This is a genomic window from Burkholderia sp. SJZ089, from assembly GCF_007828315.1.
Lineage (GTDB): Bacteria > Pseudomonadota > Gammaproteobacteria > Burkholderiales > Burkholderiaceae > Burkholderia > Burkholderia gladioli.
Genome location: NZ_VIUM01000001.1, coordinates 1 through 19,432, shown reverse-complemented (window position 1 = coordinate 19,432; position 19,432 = coordinate 1). Strand labels below are relative to the sequence as shown.

At 71.1% G+C, this 19,432-nt stretch carries 10 protein-coding genes; 4 read left to right on the top strand and 6 right to left on the bottom strand.

What is annotated here, in order from left to right; genetic code table 11:
* Positions 1–375: 375 nt before the first annotated feature.
* A complete protein-coding gene (locus FB600_RS00045) occupies positions 376–6,495 on the top strand; it encodes an Ig-like domain-containing alpha-2-macroglobulin family protein (protein ID WP_145756008.1) in 6,120 nt (2,039 codons plus the stop codon).
* Positions 6,496–6,503: 8 nt separating this feature from the next.
* Complete coding sequence (pbpC, locus tag FB600_RS00040) at positions 6,504–8,876, top strand: penicillin-binding protein 1C (protein ID WP_233630315.1); 2,373 nt, start codon at positions 6,504–6,506, stop codon at positions 8,874–8,876.
* An 88-nt stretch (positions 8,877–8,964) separates the two neighbouring features.
* Here pbpC and FB600_RS37025 read toward each other — a convergent pair whose 3' ends face one another.
* Together FB600_RS37025 and FB600_RS00035 are read right to left on the bottom strand one after the other, a co-directional pair.
* Positions 8,965–9,138, bottom strand: a complete 174-nt coding sequence (locus tag FB600_RS37025) for a hypothetical protein (RefSeq protein WP_186059178.1) — start codon at positions 9,136–9,138, stop codon at positions 8,965–8,967.
* 269 nt (positions 9,139–9,407) lie between these two features.
* Complete coding sequence (locus tag FB600_RS00035) at positions 9,408–11,609, bottom strand: hypothetical protein (protein WP_145756007.1); 2,202 nt, start codon at positions 11,607–11,609, stop codon at positions 9,408–9,410.
* 500 nt (positions 11,610–12,109) lie between these two features.
* On the opposite strand from FB600_RS00035, the gene FB600_RS00030 reads away from it, so the two are divergent.
* Positions 12,110–13,030 carry an AraC family transcriptional regulator gene (locus tag FB600_RS00030; RefSeq protein ID WP_186047221.1) on the top strand — a complete coding sequence of 307 codons (921 nt, stop codon included), beginning with the start codon at positions 12,110–12,112 and terminating at the stop codon, positions 13,028–13,030.
* Between the two features lie 72 nt (positions 13,031–13,102).
* Here FB600_RS00030 and FB600_RS00025 read toward each other — a convergent pair whose 3' ends face one another.
* The 3 genes from FB600_RS00025 to FB600_RS00015 all read right to left on the bottom strand — a co-directional run bounded on the left by FB600_RS00025 (position 13,103) and on the right by FB600_RS00015 (position 17,775).
* On the bottom strand, positions 13,103–14,554 hold the full coding sequence (locus FB600_RS00025) for an aldehyde dehydrogenase (protein WP_096751056.1): 1,452 nt from the start codon (positions 14,552–14,554) through the stop codon (positions 13,103–13,105).
* A gap of 483 nt (positions 14,555–15,037) precedes the next feature.
* Complete coding sequence (locus FB600_RS00020) at positions 15,038–15,328, bottom strand: H-NS histone family protein (RefSeq protein ID WP_013690187.1); 291 nt, start codon at positions 15,326–15,328, stop codon at positions 15,038–15,040.
* Positions 15,329–15,975: 647 nt separating this feature from the next.
* Positions 15,976–17,775, bottom strand: coding sequence for a methyl-accepting chemotaxis protein (locus tag FB600_RS00015; protein ID WP_145756005.1), 1,800 nt, complete (start codon positions 17,773–17,775; stop codon positions 15,976–15,978).
* A 349-nt stretch (positions 17,776–18,124) separates the two neighbouring features.
* On the opposite strand from FB600_RS00015, the gene FB600_RS00010 reads away from it, so the two are divergent.
* Positions 18,125–18,925, top strand: coding sequence for a ProQ/FinO family protein (locus FB600_RS00010; RefSeq protein WP_145756004.1), 801 nt, complete (start codon positions 18,125–18,127; stop codon positions 18,923–18,925).
* Between the two features lie 138 nt (positions 18,926–19,063).
* Here FB600_RS00010 and FB600_RS00005 read toward each other — a convergent pair.
* The coding region (locus tag FB600_RS00005) for a thiamine pyrophosphate-dependent enzyme (protein ID WP_261383275.1) at positions 19,064–19,432 on the bottom strand (369 nt) is incomplete at its 5' end.

Below are 19,432 nucleotides of genomic sequence, written 5' to 3'. Positions count from 1 at the left end.
TGTTCAGTCGTCGACGATCCGGCCGTTTCGTCGATTTCCCGGCGGCGCGAGGGCGGCAGGCGCCTCGCGTCCGGCATCGGGTGCCGTTCCGGCCCCGCGCGTCGACGCGGACCGGAAATGTACGCGTTTGCGAGCCGCCGGACAATGTCTTTATAGGATATGAATTCTTACGCTCTCCTCGATAAACGGAATCGACGCACAGTCTGTCGGCTGTAAGCCACAGTGCTTCCCGCGACGACGCAATCATGCTATGGCTGGCGCCGTCGCGCGCCATGGACAGGCGCCAGGACAGGACAAAATCGCTCCTGACCGATGTAAGGGCTCGGTTAGAATCGCAGGCATTCCGAAAAGCATCTCTCCGAGGGCGGGCGAGCGATGAAGCAAAGCACATCAAAAAAAATCCTGTATTGGAGTGCCGTGTCGGCGCTCGCGGCGGTCATGATCGGCGGCGCCGGCTGGCCGGCCGACGCGGCGAAGATCGTCAGCGTCTCGCCGCAAGGCTCGGTGCCCGAGATCCGGCAGGTGACGCTCAAGTTCGACGAACCGATGGTGGCCTTCGGCTCGCCCTCGCTGCCCGCCCCGGCCCGCCTGCAATGCGATAACCCCGCGGCCGCGAAATTCGACGCGGTCTGGAACGACGATCGCACCTGGTTGGCCCAGTTCCAGCAAGCCCTGCCGGCCGGCACGCGCTGCACGCTGACGCTCGAGGACGGCCTGAAGTCCTCGGCCGGCCACGCCGTGACGGGCCCGCGCCGCTTCGCCTTCCAGACCAGCGGCCCCTACCCGGTCGAGATCCGCCCGGGCCGCAGCGAAATCGAGGAACGCCAGTTGTTCGTGCTGAAGCTGACCGGCCCGGCCACCGAGGACTCGTTGCGCGAGCACATCTGGTGCGAGGCGACCGGGGTCGGCAACCGCATCCCGATCACCTTCGCCAATGCCGCCACGCGCGCGCAATTGCTCGATCATTTCCACTGGAAGGCCGACGCGGCGCGCGTGCTGACGCTCGGCTGCGCGCAGACCCTGCCGCCCGGCCAGCCGGTGCAACTGGTCTACGGCGCCGGCGTGCAGAGCCCCAGCGGGGTGGCCAACGGCAGCGAGAAGCGCTTCGACTTCCGCGTGCGCGAGCCCTTCGCGGCCTCCTTCAGTTGCGAGCGCGAGAACGCCAAGGCGCCCTGCACGCCGCTGCGTCCGCTGCGCATCGAATTCAACGCGCCGATCTCGCGCGCCAACGCCGAGAAGCTGCGCCTCCAGGGCCCCGACGGCGCGATCTCGCCGAGCTTCAAGCCCGACGACAAATCGAGCGACACGCGCACGGTCGAGTTCGCCGCGCCGCTGCCGGCCAGCGCCGAGCTCAGCGTCACCCTGCCCGACGGCCTGACCGACGACAGCGGCCGCCCGCTGTCCAACGCCGACCTGTTCCCGCTCAAGACGCGCACCGCCTCGATGCCGCCGCTGGCGAAATTCTCCTCCTCGACCTTCGGCATCATCGAGCGCTACGCCGAGCCCGATTCGCCGGCCCTGGTGCCGGTCACGCTGCGCAACGTCGAGGCCGACCTGAAGATCGCCGGGCTCAACGCCGGCCAGGCCGAGTTCTCGAACATCCGCGTCGAGGACGACAGCGCGATCCGCGAATGGATGCGCGTGGTCGACCAGATGGACGGCATCGGCATGTCGGTGGCCAGCATCGACGCACTGCGCCCGGGCCTGTTCGAGCGCGCCAAGCACCCGGTGTTCGTGCCGCCCGCGGCCGGCGAGAAGCCGCCGGTGGGGGTGCACCGGATCGTCGACGTGCGTTCGCTGTCCTTGCTGGACGGCCAGCAGCACGTCGAGCGGCTGGTGCTGCCCAAGGCCGACCCGGCCACGCTGCGCCCCTTCGAGGTGGTCGGCGTGCCGATCGCCAAGCCGGGCTTCTACGTGCTGGAACTCGCCTCGCCGGCGCTGGGCCGCTCGCTGATGGCCAAGCCCGGTTCGATGTACGTGCGCACCACGGTGCTGGTCACCAATCTCGGCGTGCACTTCAAGCGCGGCCGCGACAACAGCCTGGTGTGGGTCACCACGCTCGACAAGGGCAAGCCGGTGCCGAACGCCGAGATCCGCGTGTCCGACTGCAACGGCGAGCCGCTCGCCTCGGGGCGCACCGATGCGCAAGGGCTGCTGAAGATCGACGGGCCGCTGGCCGAGCATCGCCGCTGCGACTACGAAACCGGCTATCGCAACACCTTCGTGTCGGCGCGCGTCAACGATCCCGTTACCGGCCCCGACATGGCCTTCGTGGTGGACGACTGGAACCGCGGCATCGAGTCCTGGCGCTTCGACGTGCCGAGCGACTACGGCACGCGCCCCGGCACGATCGCGCATACCGTGTTCGACCGCACCCTGGTGCGGGCCGGCGAGACGGTCTCGATGAAGCACTACCTGCGCGTCGAGAAGCTCGACGGCCTGGCGTTCCCGAAGCAATACCCCAACCGGGTGACGATCCGCCATGAAGGCAGCGGCGACGTCTACCGGCAGCCGCTCGTGTGGGCGGCCGACCACACGGCCGATTCGAGCTTCACGCTGCCGCCGGGCGCCAAGCTCGGCGAATACACCGTCACGCTGGACACCGGCAAGGCTGGCGACAAATCCGACGATGCCGAAGCCAACAACGGCGACGACGACCAGGACGACTCGAGCAGCGGCTCGGGCGCCAGCTACGGCAGCGGCTCGTTCCGCGTCGAGGCGTTCCGCCTGCCCGTCTTCAAGGGCAGCGTGAACGTGCGCGATACCAGGACCAGCCCGCTGGTGGGCGCCAGCGAGGCCGCGGTGGCGGTCCAGCTCGACTACCTGTCGGGCGGGCCGGCCGCCAACCAGCCGGTGCGCGTCTCGGCGCTGCTGCGCCCCACCTCGCCGGCCTTCGGCGACCGTTATCCCGACTTCTCCTTCACGCCCTGGCGCGCCGAGCAGCCCGGCTCGGATGCCGGCGCCAGCGACGACGAGGACGACAGCGGCGACACAGCCGCCTCCAGCGCCGACCCCGACGCGCCGAAGCTGGTGGCCGACAAGCTGCCCGTCACGCTCGATCGCAACGGCAGCGGCACCGTCTCGCTGAAATCGCTGCCCAAGGTGGATGCGCCCAAGCGCCTCGCGCTGGAGGCGACCTTCGCCGACCCGAACGGCGAGATCCAGACGATCCGCGGCGACACCACGCTGTGGCCCGCCGCGCTGGCGGCCGGGATCAAGGCCGGGCACTGGGTGGCGGTCGGCGATTCGGTGCCGGTCACGGCGCTGGCGGTCGACCTCGACGGCAAGCCGCACGCGGGCGCCGAGATCGAGGTGCATGGCTACGCGCGCGTCACCACCTCCTCGCGCAAGCGCATGGTGGGCGGCTTCTACGCCTACGACAACCGCAGCGAGACGCGCGACCTGGGTGCGCTGTGCAGCGGCAAGACCGACGACAAGGGGCGCCTGGCCTGCGACGCCAAGCTCAAGGAAGCGGGCGAAGTCACCCTGGTGGCCCAGGTCAAGGACGGCTCGGGCCGCGCCGCCACCGGCAGCACCTCGATCTGGGTGGTGCGCGAGGACGAGCTCTGGTTCGGCGGCAACAATACCAATCGCATCGACCTGATTCCCGAGAAACCGTCCTACGAGCCGGGCGAGACCGCCCGCTTCCAGGTGCGCATGCCGTTCCGGCAGGCCACCGCGCTGGTCGCCGTCGAGCGTTCGGGCGTGATGGAAACCCACGTGGTGCAGTTGAACGGACGCGACCCGAGCATCGAGCTGAAGGTGGACGCGAGCTGGGGGCCGAACGTCTATGTGTCGGTGCTGGCGCTGCGCGGCCGGCTGCGCGAGGTGCCCTGGTACTCGTTCTTCACCTGGGGCTGGAAGACGCCGGTCGAATGGGCCCGCGCCTTCTGGAACGAAGGGCGCCGCTACGTGCCGCCCACCCCGCTGGTCGACCTGTCGAAACCTGCCTTCCGCTACGGCCTGACCGAGATCAAGGTCGGCACCGCGCCGCACAAGCTCGCGGTGAGCGTCACGCCCGACGCGGGCAGCTACCCGGTGCGCGGTACCGCCCACGTGCGGATCGCCGTGAAGCTGCCCGACGGCAAGCCCGCGCCGGCCGGCACCGAGGTGGCGGTGGCCGCGGTCGACGAGGCCCTGCTCGAGCTGATGCCGAACGACAGCTGGGACCTGCTGGGCGCGATGCTGCAACGGCGCGGCTACGGCGTGGAAACCGCCACCGCGCAGATGGAGATCGTCGGGCGCCGTCACTTCGGCCGCAAGGCCGTGCCGGCCGGCGGCGGGGGCGGCACCGCGCCGACCCGCGAGCTGTTCGACACCCTGCTGCTGTGGAACCCGCGCGTCGCGCTCGATGCGAACGGCGAGGCGCGCGTCGACGTCAAGCTCAACGATGCGCTGACGCGCTTCAGCATCGTGGCGATCGCCTCGGTCGGCGCCGATCGCTTCGGCACCGGCCGCGCCAGCGTGCGCAGCACCCAGGACCTGCAGCTGATCTCGGGCCTGCCGCCGCTGGCGCGCGAGGGCGACGCGCTGGTCGCGCCGTTCACGCTGCGCAACACCACCTCGCGCGCGATGAAGGTGCTGGTCACGCCGAACGCGCCAGGGCTCGCGCTGGCGGCCCAGACCGTCGAGCTGGCGGCCGGCGCCTCGCGCGAGCTGAGCTGGCGCGTCGCGATCCCGGTGGGCGCGGCCGACGGCGGCGGCGCGCTGCCGTGGTCGATCTCGGCCGCCGAACAGGGCGGCGCGCACGCGGCCGATGCGCTGAAGATCACCCAGAAGATCGTGCCGGCCGTGCCCGTCACGGTCCAGCAGGCCACCCTCACGCAAGTCGACGGCAGCTTCTCGCTGCCGGTCGCGGCGCCGGCCGACGCGGCCGCCGATCGCGCCGGCCTGCCGCGCGGCGGCATCTCGGTCGCCCTGCAGTCGAAGCTGGCCGACGGCCTGCCCGGCGTCACGCGCTGGTTCCAGCAGTATCCGTATCGCTGCCTGGAGCAGCAGACCTCGCGCGCGCTCGGCCTGCACGACGCGGCGCTGTGGCAGTCGGTGATCGCGCAGATGCCGTCCTATCTCGATGCCGACGGCCTGGCCGGCTACTTCCCGCTGTCGGCCGACAGCGGCGAGAAGGGCAGCACCGCGCTGACCGCCTACCTGCTGTCGGTGACCGACGAGGCCGGCAAGCTCGACCCGCGCTTCGCCCTGCCCGACGCGCTGCGCACGCAGCTCGAGGCCGGGCTGGCCAGCTTCGTCGACGGCCGCATCACGCGCGACAGCTGGGCGCCGCGCGAGGATCGCGACCTGCGCAAGCTGTCGGCGCTGGAAGCGCTGTCGCGCCACGACGCGGCCCAGGCGCGCATGCTCGGCTCGATCGCGATCACGCCGGAGCGCTGGCCGACCTCGGCCCTGCTCGACTACTACGCGATCCTGTCGCGCGTGGCCGACATCCCGCAGCGCGAGGACAAACGCGCCCAGGTCGAGCAACTGCTGCGCGCGCGGCTGGCCTACCAGGGCACCCAGCTGGTGTTCTCGACCGCGCGCGACGACGACCTCTGGTGGCTGATGAGCGGCAACGACAGCAATGCCGCGCGGCTCGCCCTGGCCTTCAACGGCAACCCGGCCTGGAAGGACGAGATGCCGAGGATCGTGGCCGGGCTGCTGGCGCTGCAACGCAATGGCGCCTGGCAGACCACCACCTCGAACCTGCTCGGCGAACTGGCCGTCGAACGCTTCTCGCGCACCTACGAGACCACGCCGGTCACCGGGCGCACCACGCTGCGCCTGGGCGATGCGGAACGCAGCATCGCCTGGGGCGGCGGCGCGGCGGCGGCAGCACCGGCCAGCGCCGCATCACCGGTCGCGACGGTGGCCGCCGCGCCCTCGGCGGCCGCCTCGACGCCGGCCGCCACGCGCAACGCGACGGCACGTTCGACCCTGCTGCCCTGGCCGGCCGCGCCGCATGCGCCGCTCACGCTGTCGCTGACCCAGGACGGCACCGGCAAGCCCTGGGCGACGATCCAGAGCCTCGCGGCGGTGCCGCTCAAGCGCCCGGTGGTGTCCGGCTACCGGATCACCAAGACGCTCACCCCGGTCGAGCCGGCCGTGAAGGGCGCCTACACGCGCGGCGACCTGGTGCGCGTGCATCTCGACATCGACGCGCAGGCGGCCATGACCTGGGTGGTGATCAACGATCCGGTGCCGGCCGGCACCAGCATCATGGGCTCGGGCCTGGGCCGCGATTCCGAAACCGCCACGCAGGGCGAGAACAATCGCGACGGCGCCTGGCCGAGCTTCATCGAGCGCGACTTCGACGGCTACCGCGCCTATTACAGCTACCTGCCGGCCGGCAAGACCTCGATCGAGTACACCATGCGGCTCAACGCGGTCGGCAGCTTCGGCCTGCCGCCGACGCGCGTGGAAGCGCTCTATGCGCCGTCCGCCTACGGCATGCTGCCGAACGCGCCGATCGTGGTGCAGCCGGTGGCGGGCCAGCAGCCATGAGCATCGGCATGCCGCCGCGGCCCGCGCGCCTCGCCCTGCTCTGCTTGCGGCGCGCGCCGGGCGCGCTGCGCCTGCTGCTGGCCGGCGCCCTGCTCGGCACCGCCTGCACCGCGCAGGCGGTGCCGAGCTACGACAGCGTGCGGCGCGACTTTCGCAGCTCCGACTGGGTCCTGCTGGCACGCGACGGCACGCCCTTGCAGCGCACCCGCGTCGACACCGGCGAACGGCGCGGCGACTGGGTCGCGCTGGCCGACGTCTCGCCAGCGCTGCGCGAGGCGATCGTGGTGTCCGAGGACAAGCGCTTCTACGAGCACAGCGGCGTGGACTGGCGCGGCATCGCCGGCGCAGCCTGGGCCAACCTGTGGAACTCGCGCACGCGCGGCGCCTCGACCGTCACCATGCAGCTGGCCGGCCTGCTCGGCGACAGCTCGCGCCATTCAGGCCAGCGCTCGCTGCCGCAGAAGGCGGGCCAGGCGATCGACGCGCTGTGGCTCGAACGGACCTGGCGCAAGGACCGGATCCTCGAGGCCTATCTGAACCTGGTGCCGTTCCGCGGCGAGACGGTGGGCCTCTCGGCGCTGTCCTGGTCGCTGTTCGGCAAGGCGCCCTCGGGACTCGACGAGCGCGAATCGGCGGTGGCCGCCGCGCTGATCCGCGCGCCCAACGCCAGCTATCCGAAGGTGGCCGAGCGCGCCTGCCGGATCCTGCGCGACATGCAGCAGGGCAGCGCCGGCTGCAAGGGCCTGGACGGCTTCGTGCAACTGGCCTTCGCACGGCCCGCGCCGCCCTCCTCGGCGTTCCAGGACGGCGAATCGCTGGCGCCGCACTTCGCGCGCCGCGTGGCCGCCGAAACCCATCCCCAGCCCGGCGCGCGAATCCGCTCCACGCTCGACGCGGGACTGCAGCGCTATGCGCGCGACACGCTCACGCGCGCCCTGACCGAGCTGAACGCGCCGCCGCAGTCGCGCAACGTGCAGGACGGCGCGGCGGTGGTAATCGACAACGCCAGCGGCGAGATCCGCGCCTGGGTGGGTTCCTCGGGTGCGCTGTCGGCGGCGCGCGAGGTCGATTCGGTGCTGGCGCTGCGCCAGGCCGGCTCGACGCTCAAGCCCTTCCTCTATGCGCAGGCGATCGACGAGCGACGCCTGACCGGCGCCACCCTGCTCGACGATTCGCCGGTCGACCTGGCCGCCGGCGGCGGCCTCTACGTGCCGCAGAACTACGATCACGACTTCAAGGGCTGGGTCAGCGTGCGCAGCGCGCTCGGCTCCTCGCTGAACGTGCCGGCGGTGCGCACCCTGGTGCTGGTCACCCCGCATCGCTTCTCGCGCACCCTCACCTCGCTGGGCCTGCCGCTGACCGAGGAAGGCGACTACTACGGCTACAGCCTCGCGCTGGGCAGCGCCGACGTGTCGCTGCTGACGCTCGCCAATGCCTATCGCGCGCTGGCCGACGGCGGCCTCGCGCTGCCCACCTACGACCTGCCGCGCGACCCCGCGCAGGCGGCCTCCAAAGCGACGCCGCAAGCGGCTTCACGAGCGGCCACGCAAGCGGGCGCGAGCCAGGCGGCCAGGCGTGTGTTCAGCCCCGAGGCCAGCTTCATCGTCACCGACATGCTGGCCGACAACAACGCGCGCACGCGCACCTTCGGCTTCGACAGCCCGCTCGCCACGCACGTGTTCTCGGCCGTCAAGACCGGCACCAGCAAGGACATGCGCGACAACTGGGCGGTCGGCTTCACCTCGCGCTACACGATCGGCGTCTGGGTCGGCAACGCCGACGGCTCGCCGATGCGCGAGGTATCGGGCGTGACAGGCGCCGCGCCCGTATGGGCGGCGCTGGTCGCTCGCCTGCATCGCGACGGCGGCAGCGTCGCGCCGCGGCCGCCGGCCGGCGTGGTGCGCGAGCGCGTGGACTTCGAGCGCGCGATCGAGCCTTCGCGCGACGAGTGGTTCGTGCGCGGCACCGAAACCAGCCAGGTACGGCTGGCGGCCGGCGCGGGCGGCTCGCCCGCCACGGCCGCTCAGTCACGCGCAGGCACGGCGCGGATCCGCAACGTCTCGACCGGCGCCGGTTCGAACGCGCGTGCGCCGCTGGCGATTGCCGCGCCGACCGACGGCACCATCTTCGCGCTCGACCCCGACATCCCGCCGCACAACCAGCGCGTCTGGTTCGAGCGGGTAACGGGTAACGGGGGGCGCGGCAGCTGGCGGCTCGACGGCCGCGTGATCGGCCATGGCGAGCGCCTGGCCTGGCTGCCCTGGCCGGGGCGGCATCAGTTGGAATTGCTCGACGCGGGCGGCAAGCCGGTCGACCAGGTGGCCTTCGAGGTACGTGGCGCGGTGGCCCGGCCCGGCGCGAACGCACGCGGCAGCCGTTGAACGAGGCAAGCCGGCGCGGCGAGGCTCGGCCGCGCCGCCCGGCATCGAGCGACGCGGCTCCACGCGAACCAGCCCTGACCAGCCGGAATCAGCGCCGGTTGCGAGCCGCGCGCCCCCGGATCAGCCGCCCGGCCATCACGCCGATCACCACGGTCGCGCCATAACCGGCCGCCAGCACCACGGACGTATCGATATCGGGCCGCCGCGCGGCGACCAGCGCCGTGCCGAGCAGCACGATCAGCAGTCCTGTCAGCCATCTCATCCCGGCCCTCCCCCGTGCGAACGTCGATTCGCCCGTTATAGCGGCTCGACGCGACTTGCGCAGGACGGGAAAACACGGGATCGCGCCGATTCCGCGCGTCGCGGGCCGCGCGCCGGCGCGGCACGAAACCTGCGTCGGCGCGAGCGTTCATGTCTGAGGAATCGATGCCTGCGATGGTTGCGCGCGCATCGAGCACGACGCGGTCAGCGCCGCGTCGTGTCGGCTCGTCGTGTCGGCTAGCCTTGTCGGCTTTTACCCGCCGCCGTGCCTCACGACCCGCCCATCGCCACCACGCCGCGGCTCCCCGCCCGCGCGACGGTCGGCATCGTCACCGCCTGCGGCCCCGACGAGGCCTGCCACCAGAACTTGCCGGCGCGCGTGCCGGGATCCTGGATCGCCAGGTAGGTGGTGCTCCAGAGCTGGGCGGCATTGGCCTCGGTCGCGTCGGCGCTGCGCGTGCCGAACGCGTCGGCCTGGTACTGGCCGTTGGCCCAGGACCAGGTCCACATCTCCGAGGTCCGCATCTCGCGCGCATTCGAGATCACCTGCCAGATTCGTTGCCGCGCCTGGCTCAGCAGCGTGCGCGTGGCGTCCGACAGATCCTGGCGTGCCAGTTGCCGGTCGAGTCCGGCCACCCACATCGCCTGCTGCCAGGACCAGATCACCGTACCGTGATAGGCCGAGCTGGTGAACTTCGGCCAGAGCGCGGGATCGGCATAGGCGGGGTTGGCGATCAGCATGCCGACGTCGGTGATCAGGCCGTTCGGGAACGGCTGGATCGCATCGGTGACGATGCGCTGTAGTTCGTCCTCGGGTGGCGTGCCGAGCAGCAGCGCGAAACCGCCGTCCGAGTTCATCACAGGGATCGGCTTGCCCTGCGCGTCGAGCGACAGCGCATAGAAATCGAGCGGCGCGGCCGGCGCGGTGCCGGCCGGCACGCCCGCCGAGGCGGCATAGCTCGAGGCGTCGCTGGCGGCCTGGGCCACCGGCACGCCGACCCGGAACAGCGGCGGCGCCTGCTGCTCCCAGGCGTTCGCCTGGTTGGCGGCGTTCTGCAGGATCGCGCGCTGGTCGGCGCTCAGGTAGGGATCGAGCAGGCCGCGCGCCAGAAAATTGCTGGCGGCGCGCAACGCGGCCGGCACCAGCACCGCGTTGACGTCGAACGGCACCACGCCGCCTGCCAGGCCGTCGGTGCTGTCGCGCCAGTTGCCGACGATCTCGCCGCTCCTCAGGTGGATCAGGTTGGCGGCCGTGGGCTGCTGCACGAAGGGCTGCGCGGTGCTGGCCACATGCAGCAGGTTGCTCACGAACAGGCTGCCGTTGGTCGCGCCGGCGCCCGCCGACTGCGCCAGGAAGGCCGCCGCGCGCGCCTGCCCGCGCGTGTCGTCGAGCAGCCAGGCGGCCATCACCGGCGCGAGCAGGTAGTCGCCGTCGATCATCTTGTAGTCGTAGGTGGGCGTCGCATCGTTGGGCCGGCCGTTCTTCGCGTTGTCGATCAGCGCGAATTCGCCGATGCCCTCCTCGTGCGCCACCTTGCCGTCAGGCGAGAGCCGATTCAGCACCGAGCGCAGGCCGGCCTCGATGGCCGGCGCCTTGAGCACCGGCATCAGCATCTGCACCGAGATCAGCGTGTCGCGGCCGAAGTAGGTGTCGTATTGCCAGGAGCCGGCCAGCAGCTTGTCGTTGAAGCTCAGGAACTCGACCACGTCCTGGCTGACCGGATCGGCGCCCACCGAGGCCTCGAACAGATCGTCGTGGCCGATCGCCGAGAGCGGCGTCTCGCCGGTCAGCGCCTCGACGTGCAGCCGCAGCCGCTGGCTGCCGGCCGGCGCCTGCAGCACCAGCTTGCCGTCGGCCGTCGTATTGATGCTGCCGCCGTCGCGCAGCGTGATCCGCAGCGCCTGGCCCGGCGCGCCATCCACGCGGTCGCGCTGCCATTGCGCGGTGCTGCCCTGCACGCCCGGCGCCACCACGATCTGCGCCGGCACCGTGGCGCCGCCGTTGTAGTCACGCAGGAAACGCACGTTGCTCAGCAGGCCCTGGCGGATCGTCAGCGTGCCGGTGTCGACCGACACGTCGGACGCGATCCCGTACAAGGGCCGGCCGAGATGGTCCTGGTTCGAGATCGCCGAGGGCGCGGTGTCGAGGTTCCAGTTGACGGCCTGCGCCGTGTCGTCGAACCACAGCCCGGTGCCGCTGTTGCCGGCCGGGAACACCACCAGCAGGCGCGGCTTGGTCGACGAGCGCACCAACAGGTGCGCGGCCACCTTGTCCTGGCGGAAGAATGCGTTGATCTGGCCGCCGGCATCCATCCGGAACGCCAGCGCGGCGGCGCCCGGCTGGCTGCCGATGCCCTCCGACTGCGTGCCGTCGTCGTTGCACGCGGCCAGCAGGCCCGCGCACAGACAGGATGCGATCAGCGATTTCACGAAACGACGTGCTGCGCGATGTGTTGCCCGATGTGTTGCCATGTCCCCCTCCAGTTCTGATGATGTTTTTCAAGCGGACTGACGCACGCAGGCGACGTGCGGATGCCGGCTGCCTCGGATTGCCGGCGCGTCGCCTTGCGGCGGATGCGGGAAGCCATGCGATGTGGCCCGGTTATTGATCGCGTGAGCGTAAAGCAAACGGAAGCGCGCTGTAATGCGCGAACTGACAGGGGGATGGCCGGGCGACGATGGCAGGGGCGCGACGGCGGACGTGGGGGTTCGGCGCGATTCGAGCGCGCGTGGCCTCGCGCAAGGCGCTCGCGCGGCCGATGGCGAAGCGCAAGGCGGCCGAGCGATCCGGCGGCGCGATGCCAGCCAGAGCAAGCCATGTGCCGCGATCGCCTGCGCGCAATCACGTCGGGCTGGCCAGGACGCGGCTATGCGCAACCGCGGCAACCGGCGAGGTACACTGCGCGACGCCGGCCGCATTTCCCGCCGGCGGGCGGCGCCGCGACGCGCCGCCCGCATCCGACGCGCCACGCATGGACCACACCTCGCCCCCTGCCCCCCGATCCAGCAGCCAGTTGCATGCGCACGCGGCCGCCCGCCAGCTCGACGCGGCGCTGCAATCGCGCCGTTATCCGCTCGCGCAGGGCGAAGCCGACCTCGATCGCGCCGCGCTGCTGCTGCTCAGCGGCCGCGCCGAGATTGCCGCCGGCCGGCAGCTCCATCGATTGCAGGCGCCCGCGCTGCTGTGGACGCCCGCCACACCGGACGATCATCTGCGCCTCGCGCCCGGCTCGACCGGCATCCTGCTGGCGGTATCGGGCGAACTCGCCCGCGAGGCGCTCGGCCAGAACGCCGAGGCCGTGCAACTGCGCTACCTGGCCGACCGGACGACGGCGATCGAGACGATCGGCTCGGCCGAGGCGCTGGGCGACCTGCGCCACAGCTTCGACGCGTTGCTGCGCGAGATCCGCCGCGAGGAACGCGGCTCGTGGAACCTGCTGTCGGCGCATCTCGCGCTGATCCTGATCCAGTGCTGGCGCCTGACCGGCTGCGAGGACCTGAGCCAGCAGGGCCAGGGCGCGGGCGCCTCGCTGCTGTTGCGCTTCCGGCACCTGGTCGAGCTGCATTTCCGCGCGCACTGGACCGTCGAGCACTATGCGCGGCAGCTCGGCATCTCCGCCGACCGGCTGCACGATCTCTGCACGCGCAGCCTCGGCCGCACGCCGCTCGCCCTGCTGCACGAACGGGTGGTGCACGAATCGCGGTTGCGGCTGGTGCGCTCGGGCCTGAGCATCGAGCAGGTGGCCGACCACCTCGGCTTCAAGTCGACCACGCACTTCAGCCGCTTCTTCCGCCGCAAGACCGGCCTCACGCCGGCCGGTTTTCGCCGCCAGGCGCAGGACGGGCCGGATGTCGCCCACGACGCGACACGCAGCTACGCCGACTGGCCCTGACGCCGGCGGCCCGGGCGGCGTTGGCGACAGGCAAGGCGCGTCGCCTGCCGCCGCCGCATGCCGACCTCGACCTCAGATCGGATACGCGAGCGGCCCCGACTGGACCGTGATCCAGCGCAGCTCGGTGAATTCGTCGATCGCCGCGGTGCCGCCGAAGCGGCCGTAACCGCTCGCCTTGACCCCGCCGAAGGGCATCTGCGCCTCGTCGTGGACGGTGGCGCCGTTGATATGGCAGATCCCGGCCTCGATGCGCCGGCCGACCGCCAGCGCGCGCTGCACGTCGCGCCCGAACACGGCCGAGGACAGGCCGTACTCCGAATCGTTGGCGATCGAGATCGCCTCCTCGATATCGCTGAAACGCGTCACGGCCGCCACCGGGCCGAACGATTCCTCGCCGTAGAGCCGCATCGCCGGCGTCACGCGGTCGACCACCGCCGGCTGCATGACGCTGCCCTGCAACTGCCCGCCGGCCGCCAGCACGGCACCCTTGCCCAGCGCGTCGTCGATCAGCTGGCGCACGCGCGAGGCCGCCTCGGCGCCGATCATCGAGCCCAGCACCGCGCCCGGCTCGCCCGGCAACCCGGCCTTGAGCGCCGTCGCCCGCGCGGCGAGCCGCTCGACGAAATCGTCGGCCAGCCTGGCATCGACGATCACGCGCTCGGTCGACATGCAGATCTGCCCCTGGTTGAAGAAAGCGCCGAAGGCGGCCGCCTTCACCGCCTCGTCGAGATCGGCGTCGTCGAGCACCACGAAGGGCGCCTTGCCGCCCAGCTCGAGCAGGCAGCGCTTGAGATGCCGCGCGGCGAGTTCGGCGATGCGGCGGCCGACCCGCGTCGAGCCGGTGAAGTTGATGCGCCGCACCGCCGGATGCGCGATCAGCGCTTCCACCACCGGCGCGGCATCCTCGGGCGCGTTGAACACCACGTTCAGCACGCCGGGCGGCAGGCCCGCGTCGCGCAGCGCCTCGCCGATCAGCCAGTGCGTCATCGGGCACAGCTCGGAACCCTTGAGGACCACGGTATTGCCGCAGGCCAGCGCCATCGCCAGCGCGCGCACGCCGAGGATCACCGGTGCGTTCCAGGGAGCGATGCCGAGCACCACGCCGGCCGGCTGCCGCAGCGCCATCGCCATCGTGTTCGGCAGGTTCGAGGGAATCACCTCGCCGACGATGCGGGTGGTGATCGCGCCGGCCTCGCGCAGCATGTCGGCCGCGATCCGGCAATTGAAATGCGCCCAGCTCGCGGCCGCGCCGGTCTCGGCCGCCATCGCCTCGGCGAAACGCTCGCCGCGCGCGTCGATCAGCTCGGCCGCGCGGAACAGGATCGCGCGCCGCTCGCCCGGCGTGGTGGCGGACCAGCCGGCGAACGCGGCCGCCGCGCTGTTGGCGGCGTCCAGCGCATCCTGCACGGTGGCCGCGGCGGCCTCGGTGCGCGCCTCGCCGGTGACGGGATTGGCGCGCGTGAAGCTCGCGCCGTTGGCGGCCTGGCGGTCCTGGTTGTCGATCAGTAGTGAAGCTCGCAGCATCGGGTTGTCTCCTTGGATTGGGCATGGCCTCGCGATTCGCGCCAGCGCCGGACGGCGCGGCGGATCGGACCGGGCAAGCCAGTCTAGAAGCATGGGCGCGCGGCCTCAATGCACGAAAACGGGAAAATCTGTCACGTTTCTGGGCGGGGCGCGTGCCTGGAAATGGCGGGGTGCGGGCGGGGGCGCTGGTGTCGCGCGATATCGTGGTAGCGCGTCGGCCGGGCGGGCGCCGGCTGCGCTTCGGCGCCGGTGGTTTCGCGCCGGATCGACGCCGGGAACCTCAATTCGATCGATTCAGGCGAGGCGCAAACGTTTGACCTGTCATTCGAAAAAAAATCCGGCGCGCGAATCGCACCGAAACCTCACCTGCAGCGTCGATTACCTCTTGCCCGCCGTCGTTCGACTGACAGCCGCCGCGGCGGGACGGCGGAACGCTGCCGCCGCATCATCCGCCACGGCAGCGGGCGCGCCCGCCGGCGCCGCTCAGGAAATCAGGAAGCGCTCGCGATCCTGCCCGGCGATCCAGCCCGGCACGCGGCCGCGGCCGGTCCAGGTGGCGCCCGTTTCCGGGTCGCGATAGCGCGGCTTCGGCTTCTGGTCTTCCTTGCGCGGCCGGCCCAGGCGCGGCGGGAACAGGTCGCGTTCGGTCAGCCCGTATTCGGCGATCGCGCGACGGATATCGGCGATCACGATCTTGAGCTCGGCCTCGCGGGCCTCGCCGGCCTGGCGGGTCAGCTCGTTCAGTTGAGCGAGCAGCTCGTGGTAATTCGACATGACAGCTTCCTCGTAGAACACCGTCGTCCCCGCTCGCCCTGTATGGGTTGTGTCGAGTCGATGCGCGCGCGACGGTTGGTAATGCTCAAACAGGTCTCAATCCACTATTTTGAGATAGTGGCTCGCTTTTTTACATGCTCCTGTCCCCGCCCCCCTGTGATGCCGATGCGGGAATTGCCGGGTCGATCCGGCCACCTCGATGCCGCAACCGCGCACGCGATGCGACGCCACGTGAAGGCAGACGGTCGGCCCCGCCCGCGACGCGCCTGTCTGCGCGACGCGAGCCCGACCACGGCGGCCGGCGCGATTATCCGCCGGCGCCGTCCTCGCTGCCGCGAACTGGCGAAACCGTGTACGACCGACCCGAACTGTTCGCGAAAACGGGACGCGCGGCGCGCGGCGAATGCGTCGATCGCCGTACGTCACGCGTCGAACCACGGTATTGCCGCGGGCTCGGCCGCCCGTTTTCGCGCGGGCGACGGCCGTGGCACCCGGCATCGCCCGGCTCGCGCCGAACCCGTTGATCTCTTGTCCTGCATCGCAAGCGCATCGCGATGCCTCATGTCTGCATCATGTCCGGCTCGTGACGCCCACCTAGCCACGCGGCGGCACCTCGCCGGTACATCGCGCCGGCATCGCCGACCGCTTCACGCCACGCGGAATCGCGCCACCGTCGCCGCCAGCGCGCCGGCCTGGCTCTGCAAGGCGGCGGCCGCCGCCGTCGACTGCTCCACCAGGGCCGCGTTCTGCTGGACCATCTCGTCGAGCTGCGTGACGGCGTGATTGACCTCCTGGATCCCGCGCGTCTGCTCGTTGGCGGCGTGGCGGATCTCCGAGATGATGGTCGTCACGTTCGCCACGTTGCCGACGATCTCGTCCATCGTCGCGCCGGCCGAGCGCACCTGCGAGGCGCCGTCGCCGACCCGCTCCACGGTGGTCTCGACCAGCGCCTTGACCTCGCGCGCGGCCTGCGCGCTGCGCTGCGCGAGGCTGCGCACCTCCTGCGCGACCACCGCGAAACCACGCCCCTGCTCGCCCGCGCGCGCCGCCTCGACCGCCGCGTTCAGCGCCAGGATATTGGTCTGGAACGCGATCCCGTCGATCACCCCGATGATGTCGCCGATCCGGCTCGAGGCCTGCTCGATCTTCTCCATCGTCGCCACCACGCGCGACACCGCCTCGCCGCCGTGGGTGGCGATCCGCGAGGCCTCGCCGGCCCGTTCGTCGGCCTGCGTGGCGGCGCTCGCCGACTGGCCCACGGTGGCCGTGATCTGCTCCATCGAGGCCGCCGTCTGCTGCAGGCTGGCCGCCGCCGATTCGGTACGCGACGACAGGTCGGCATTGCCGGCCGCGATCTCGTCGGCCGCCGCGCGCACCGATTCGCTGGCATCGCGCACCTCGCGCATCACGTCGTGCAGCTTGCCGACGAAGGCGTTGAACGAACGCGCGATGTCGGCCACCTCGTCGCGCCCCTCGGCCGGCAGGCGCTGCGTCAGGTCGCCCGAGCCCGAGCCGATCGCGGCCATCGCCTCGCGCACCTGCGAGAGCCGGCGAAACGCCGTGCCCGTCAGGGCCACCACCACCGCCGAGGCCAGCAGCACGATCGCGACGAACACGATCGCGAAGGTCACCAGCAGCGAGCGGATCCCCGCCATCGCCTCGGCCTCGTCGATCGCCACCACCAGCCGCCAGTCGGTGCCCGCGATCGGTTGCGCGCGCAACAACTTGTTGGCGCCGCCGATGCGTGCCACGAACGGCTTGTCGGTCGCGTCGAGCGCGGCCAGCGGCAGGTTCGCGAGATCGGGCGACAGCGTCGACAAGGCCTTGCCGGTCAGCGCCGCATCGGGATGCGCGACGATCTGGCCGCTGCCGTCGACCAGCATCGCGAAGCTGCCCGGCGTCGGCCGGATCGACTTCACGTTCGCGATCACGTTGTCCATCGTCACATCGCCGCTGACCACCGCCTTCAACTGGCCGTCGCGCATCACCGGCACCGCGAAGGTCACCACCACCTTGCCGGTGCGCGCATCGGCATAGGGCGTGGTCACCACCGAGCGGCCGGCCTCGGCCGCCTGCCGGTACCAGGGGCGCGCGGTCGGGTCGTAGCCGTCCGGGATGCCGGTCGGGTCCGAGAACTTCGAGGTCTTGTCGGGGTAGCCGGCATAGACGTTCAGGAAGCTGCCGGCCGCCGCCATCTGCAGGAAGCCCGGCACCGGATCGGCCGACAGCGCGGTGTCGCCGAGCGACTCGATCATCCGGCGTTTCGAGGCGACCCAGTCGCGTATGCCGTTGCCGTTGCCGAGCGCGGTAGCGCTCAGGTTGCGGTTCAGGTCCTCGAGGTTCGCCGCGCGGGTGACGACATAACCGATCACGGTGCTCGCGCAAAGCGCGAACACCACGATGGCGACACAGGCGGCGACGATACGGGCGCGCAGGGACGAAAGCATGGTGAAAGCTCAGTCTGACATTAACGGGCTTGTGGCCCGGTTGATCGATGGACCGGTAAACGGATGGGGGTGGATAAAACTTGAGGGTTGCTGCCAAAAATTGAGAGTTGGCTCTGGAAAGTGATGAGCGAATCGCGGTTATCGCGCCTCGTGCACCGGGTTGGCGCGATGGATCCGATTTGATCCGATGATTGCGTGCCCGCGGGTCGACACTTTTGCCCTTGTCGCGCAACGAAACGTCGAGGCCCTGTCGCGCCGACGCCCGCCCGGCAAAGAACTTTCAGTCGATCGGGACGAAACCGGGCGCCGGGCTGCTACAATCGCCGTCCAACCTGAATGATCGTGCGAAATGGGTTTCGAACAACTCGCAGAATTGAAGAAGCAGCTCGCCAAACAGCGAGCCGACGCCAAGCCGCAAGGCAAGTCCTCCACCCAAGCTCCCGCCAAGTCGTCCGGCAAGCCGGCGCACAAGCCGGGCGGGCGGCCTGCCGCTGCCGGCGGCAAGCCGTCGTCGGGCAAGCCCGCGCACGCGCAGACGCGCCGGCCGGCACCCGCCGCCGACGCGAAGCCGGTCAACCCGACCGTGCTGGCCATCGGCAAGCTGCAGCGCCGCTTTCCCGCGGCCTTCCCCAAGAGTCCCGCGCCGAAGCTGCCGCTCAAGATCGGCATCTTCAAGGACCTGGTCGCGCATACCGCCGAGCTCGGCCTGGACGAAGCGCAACTGCGCGACGCCATCAAGGAATGGTGCCGCGGCAGCCGCTACTGGGCCTGCCTGGTCGACGGCGCGAAGCGGGTCGACCTGAACGGTGCCGAAGCCGGTGACGTGACGGCCCAGCAGGCCGCCGGCGCCGTACGCCTGGACCAGGCACGACGCTCGCGCGCGGCCGCGAAGGCCAAGGCCGGCGACGCCGCCAAGCGCGGCGAAGCGGGCAAGGACGGCGACGCCGCCAAGGACGCAGCGGCCGGCGACGAAGCCGGCGCGGCTCAAGCCGTGGCGGCACAGGATCAGGCCGGCACGCCGGCCTTGGTCGAGGCATCGGCGGCAGCGGATGAGGCCCAGGCGGCAGCGCCGGCGGCCACCGAGGCGGCGCCGGCAGCCGATGCCGGCGAGCCCGCGCCCGCCGCGCCCGAAGCAACCGAACCGAAGTAAGGACGTCGCCCTGCTGGCCTCTTCCGAGGCCAGCAGGAACGACAAGGCCCCGGCGCCGTTTCCGGCCGACCGGGGCCCTGCCCGAACGTCCCACGACGCGCCCACGGCGAAAGCCGTCGGCGCGTCGTCGTTTTCGCCTCAGCGGAACATGGTCGTCGCCAGCTCCACCACCTCGTTGCCCTTCGCGTTCAGCACGGCCTTCAGCATGTAGAGGCTGAAGCCCTTCGCCTGCGCCCATTCGATCTTCGGCGGCAGCGCGATCTCCTGGCGCGCGATGCGCACGTCCACCAGCACCGGATGCGGGCGCGAGAACGCATCCTTCAGCGCCGCCTCCAGTTCGTCCGAACGCTCGACGCGAATCCCGTCGATGCCGGCGCCGCGCGCGATCGCCGCGTAGTCGGTATCGGCCAGCCGCGTATCGTCGTCGAGGTAACCGCCGGCCTTCATCTCCATCGATACGAAGCCCAGCGAGCTGTTGTTGAACACCACCAGCGTGAGCGGCAGCTT

What these genes read in the sequence shown, in the direction of transcription:
- FB600_RS00045 (WP_145756008.1), top strand. Translation starts at nt 376, where the DNA reads ATGAAGCAAAGCACATCAAAAAAAATCCTGTATTGGAGTGCCGTGTCG.
- pbpC (WP_233630315.1), top strand. Translation starts at nt 6,504, where the DNA reads ATGCCGCCGCGGCCCGCGCGCCTCGCCCTGCTCTGCTTGCGGCGCGCG.
- FB600_RS37025 (WP_186059178.1), bottom strand. Translation starts at nt 9,138, where the DNA reads ATGAGATGGCTGACAGGACTGCTGATCGTGCTGCTCGGCACGGCGCTG.
- FB600_RS00035 (WP_145756007.1), bottom strand. Translation starts at nt 11,609, where the DNA reads ATGGCAACACATCGGGCAACACATCGCGCAGCACGTCGTTTCGTGAAA.
- FB600_RS00030 (WP_186047221.1), top strand. Translation starts at nt 12,110, where the DNA reads ATGGACCACACCTCGCCCCCTGCCCCCCGATCCAGCAGCCAGTTGCAT.
- FB600_RS00025 (WP_096751056.1), bottom strand. Translation starts at nt 14,554, where the DNA reads ATGCTGCGAGCTTCACTACTGATCGACAACCAGGACCGCCAGGCCGCC.
- FB600_RS00020 (WP_013690187.1), bottom strand. Translation starts at nt 15,328, where the DNA reads ATGTCGAATTACCACGAGCTGCTCGCTCAACTGAACGAGCTGACCCGC.
- FB600_RS00015 (WP_145756005.1), bottom strand. Translation starts at nt 17,775, where the DNA reads ATGCTTTCGTCCCTGCGCGCCCGTATCGTCGCCGCCTGTGTCGCCATC.
- FB600_RS00010 (WP_145756004.1), top strand. Translation starts at nt 18,125, where the DNA reads ATGGGTTTCGAACAACTCGCAGAATTGAAGAAGCAGCTCGCCAAACAG.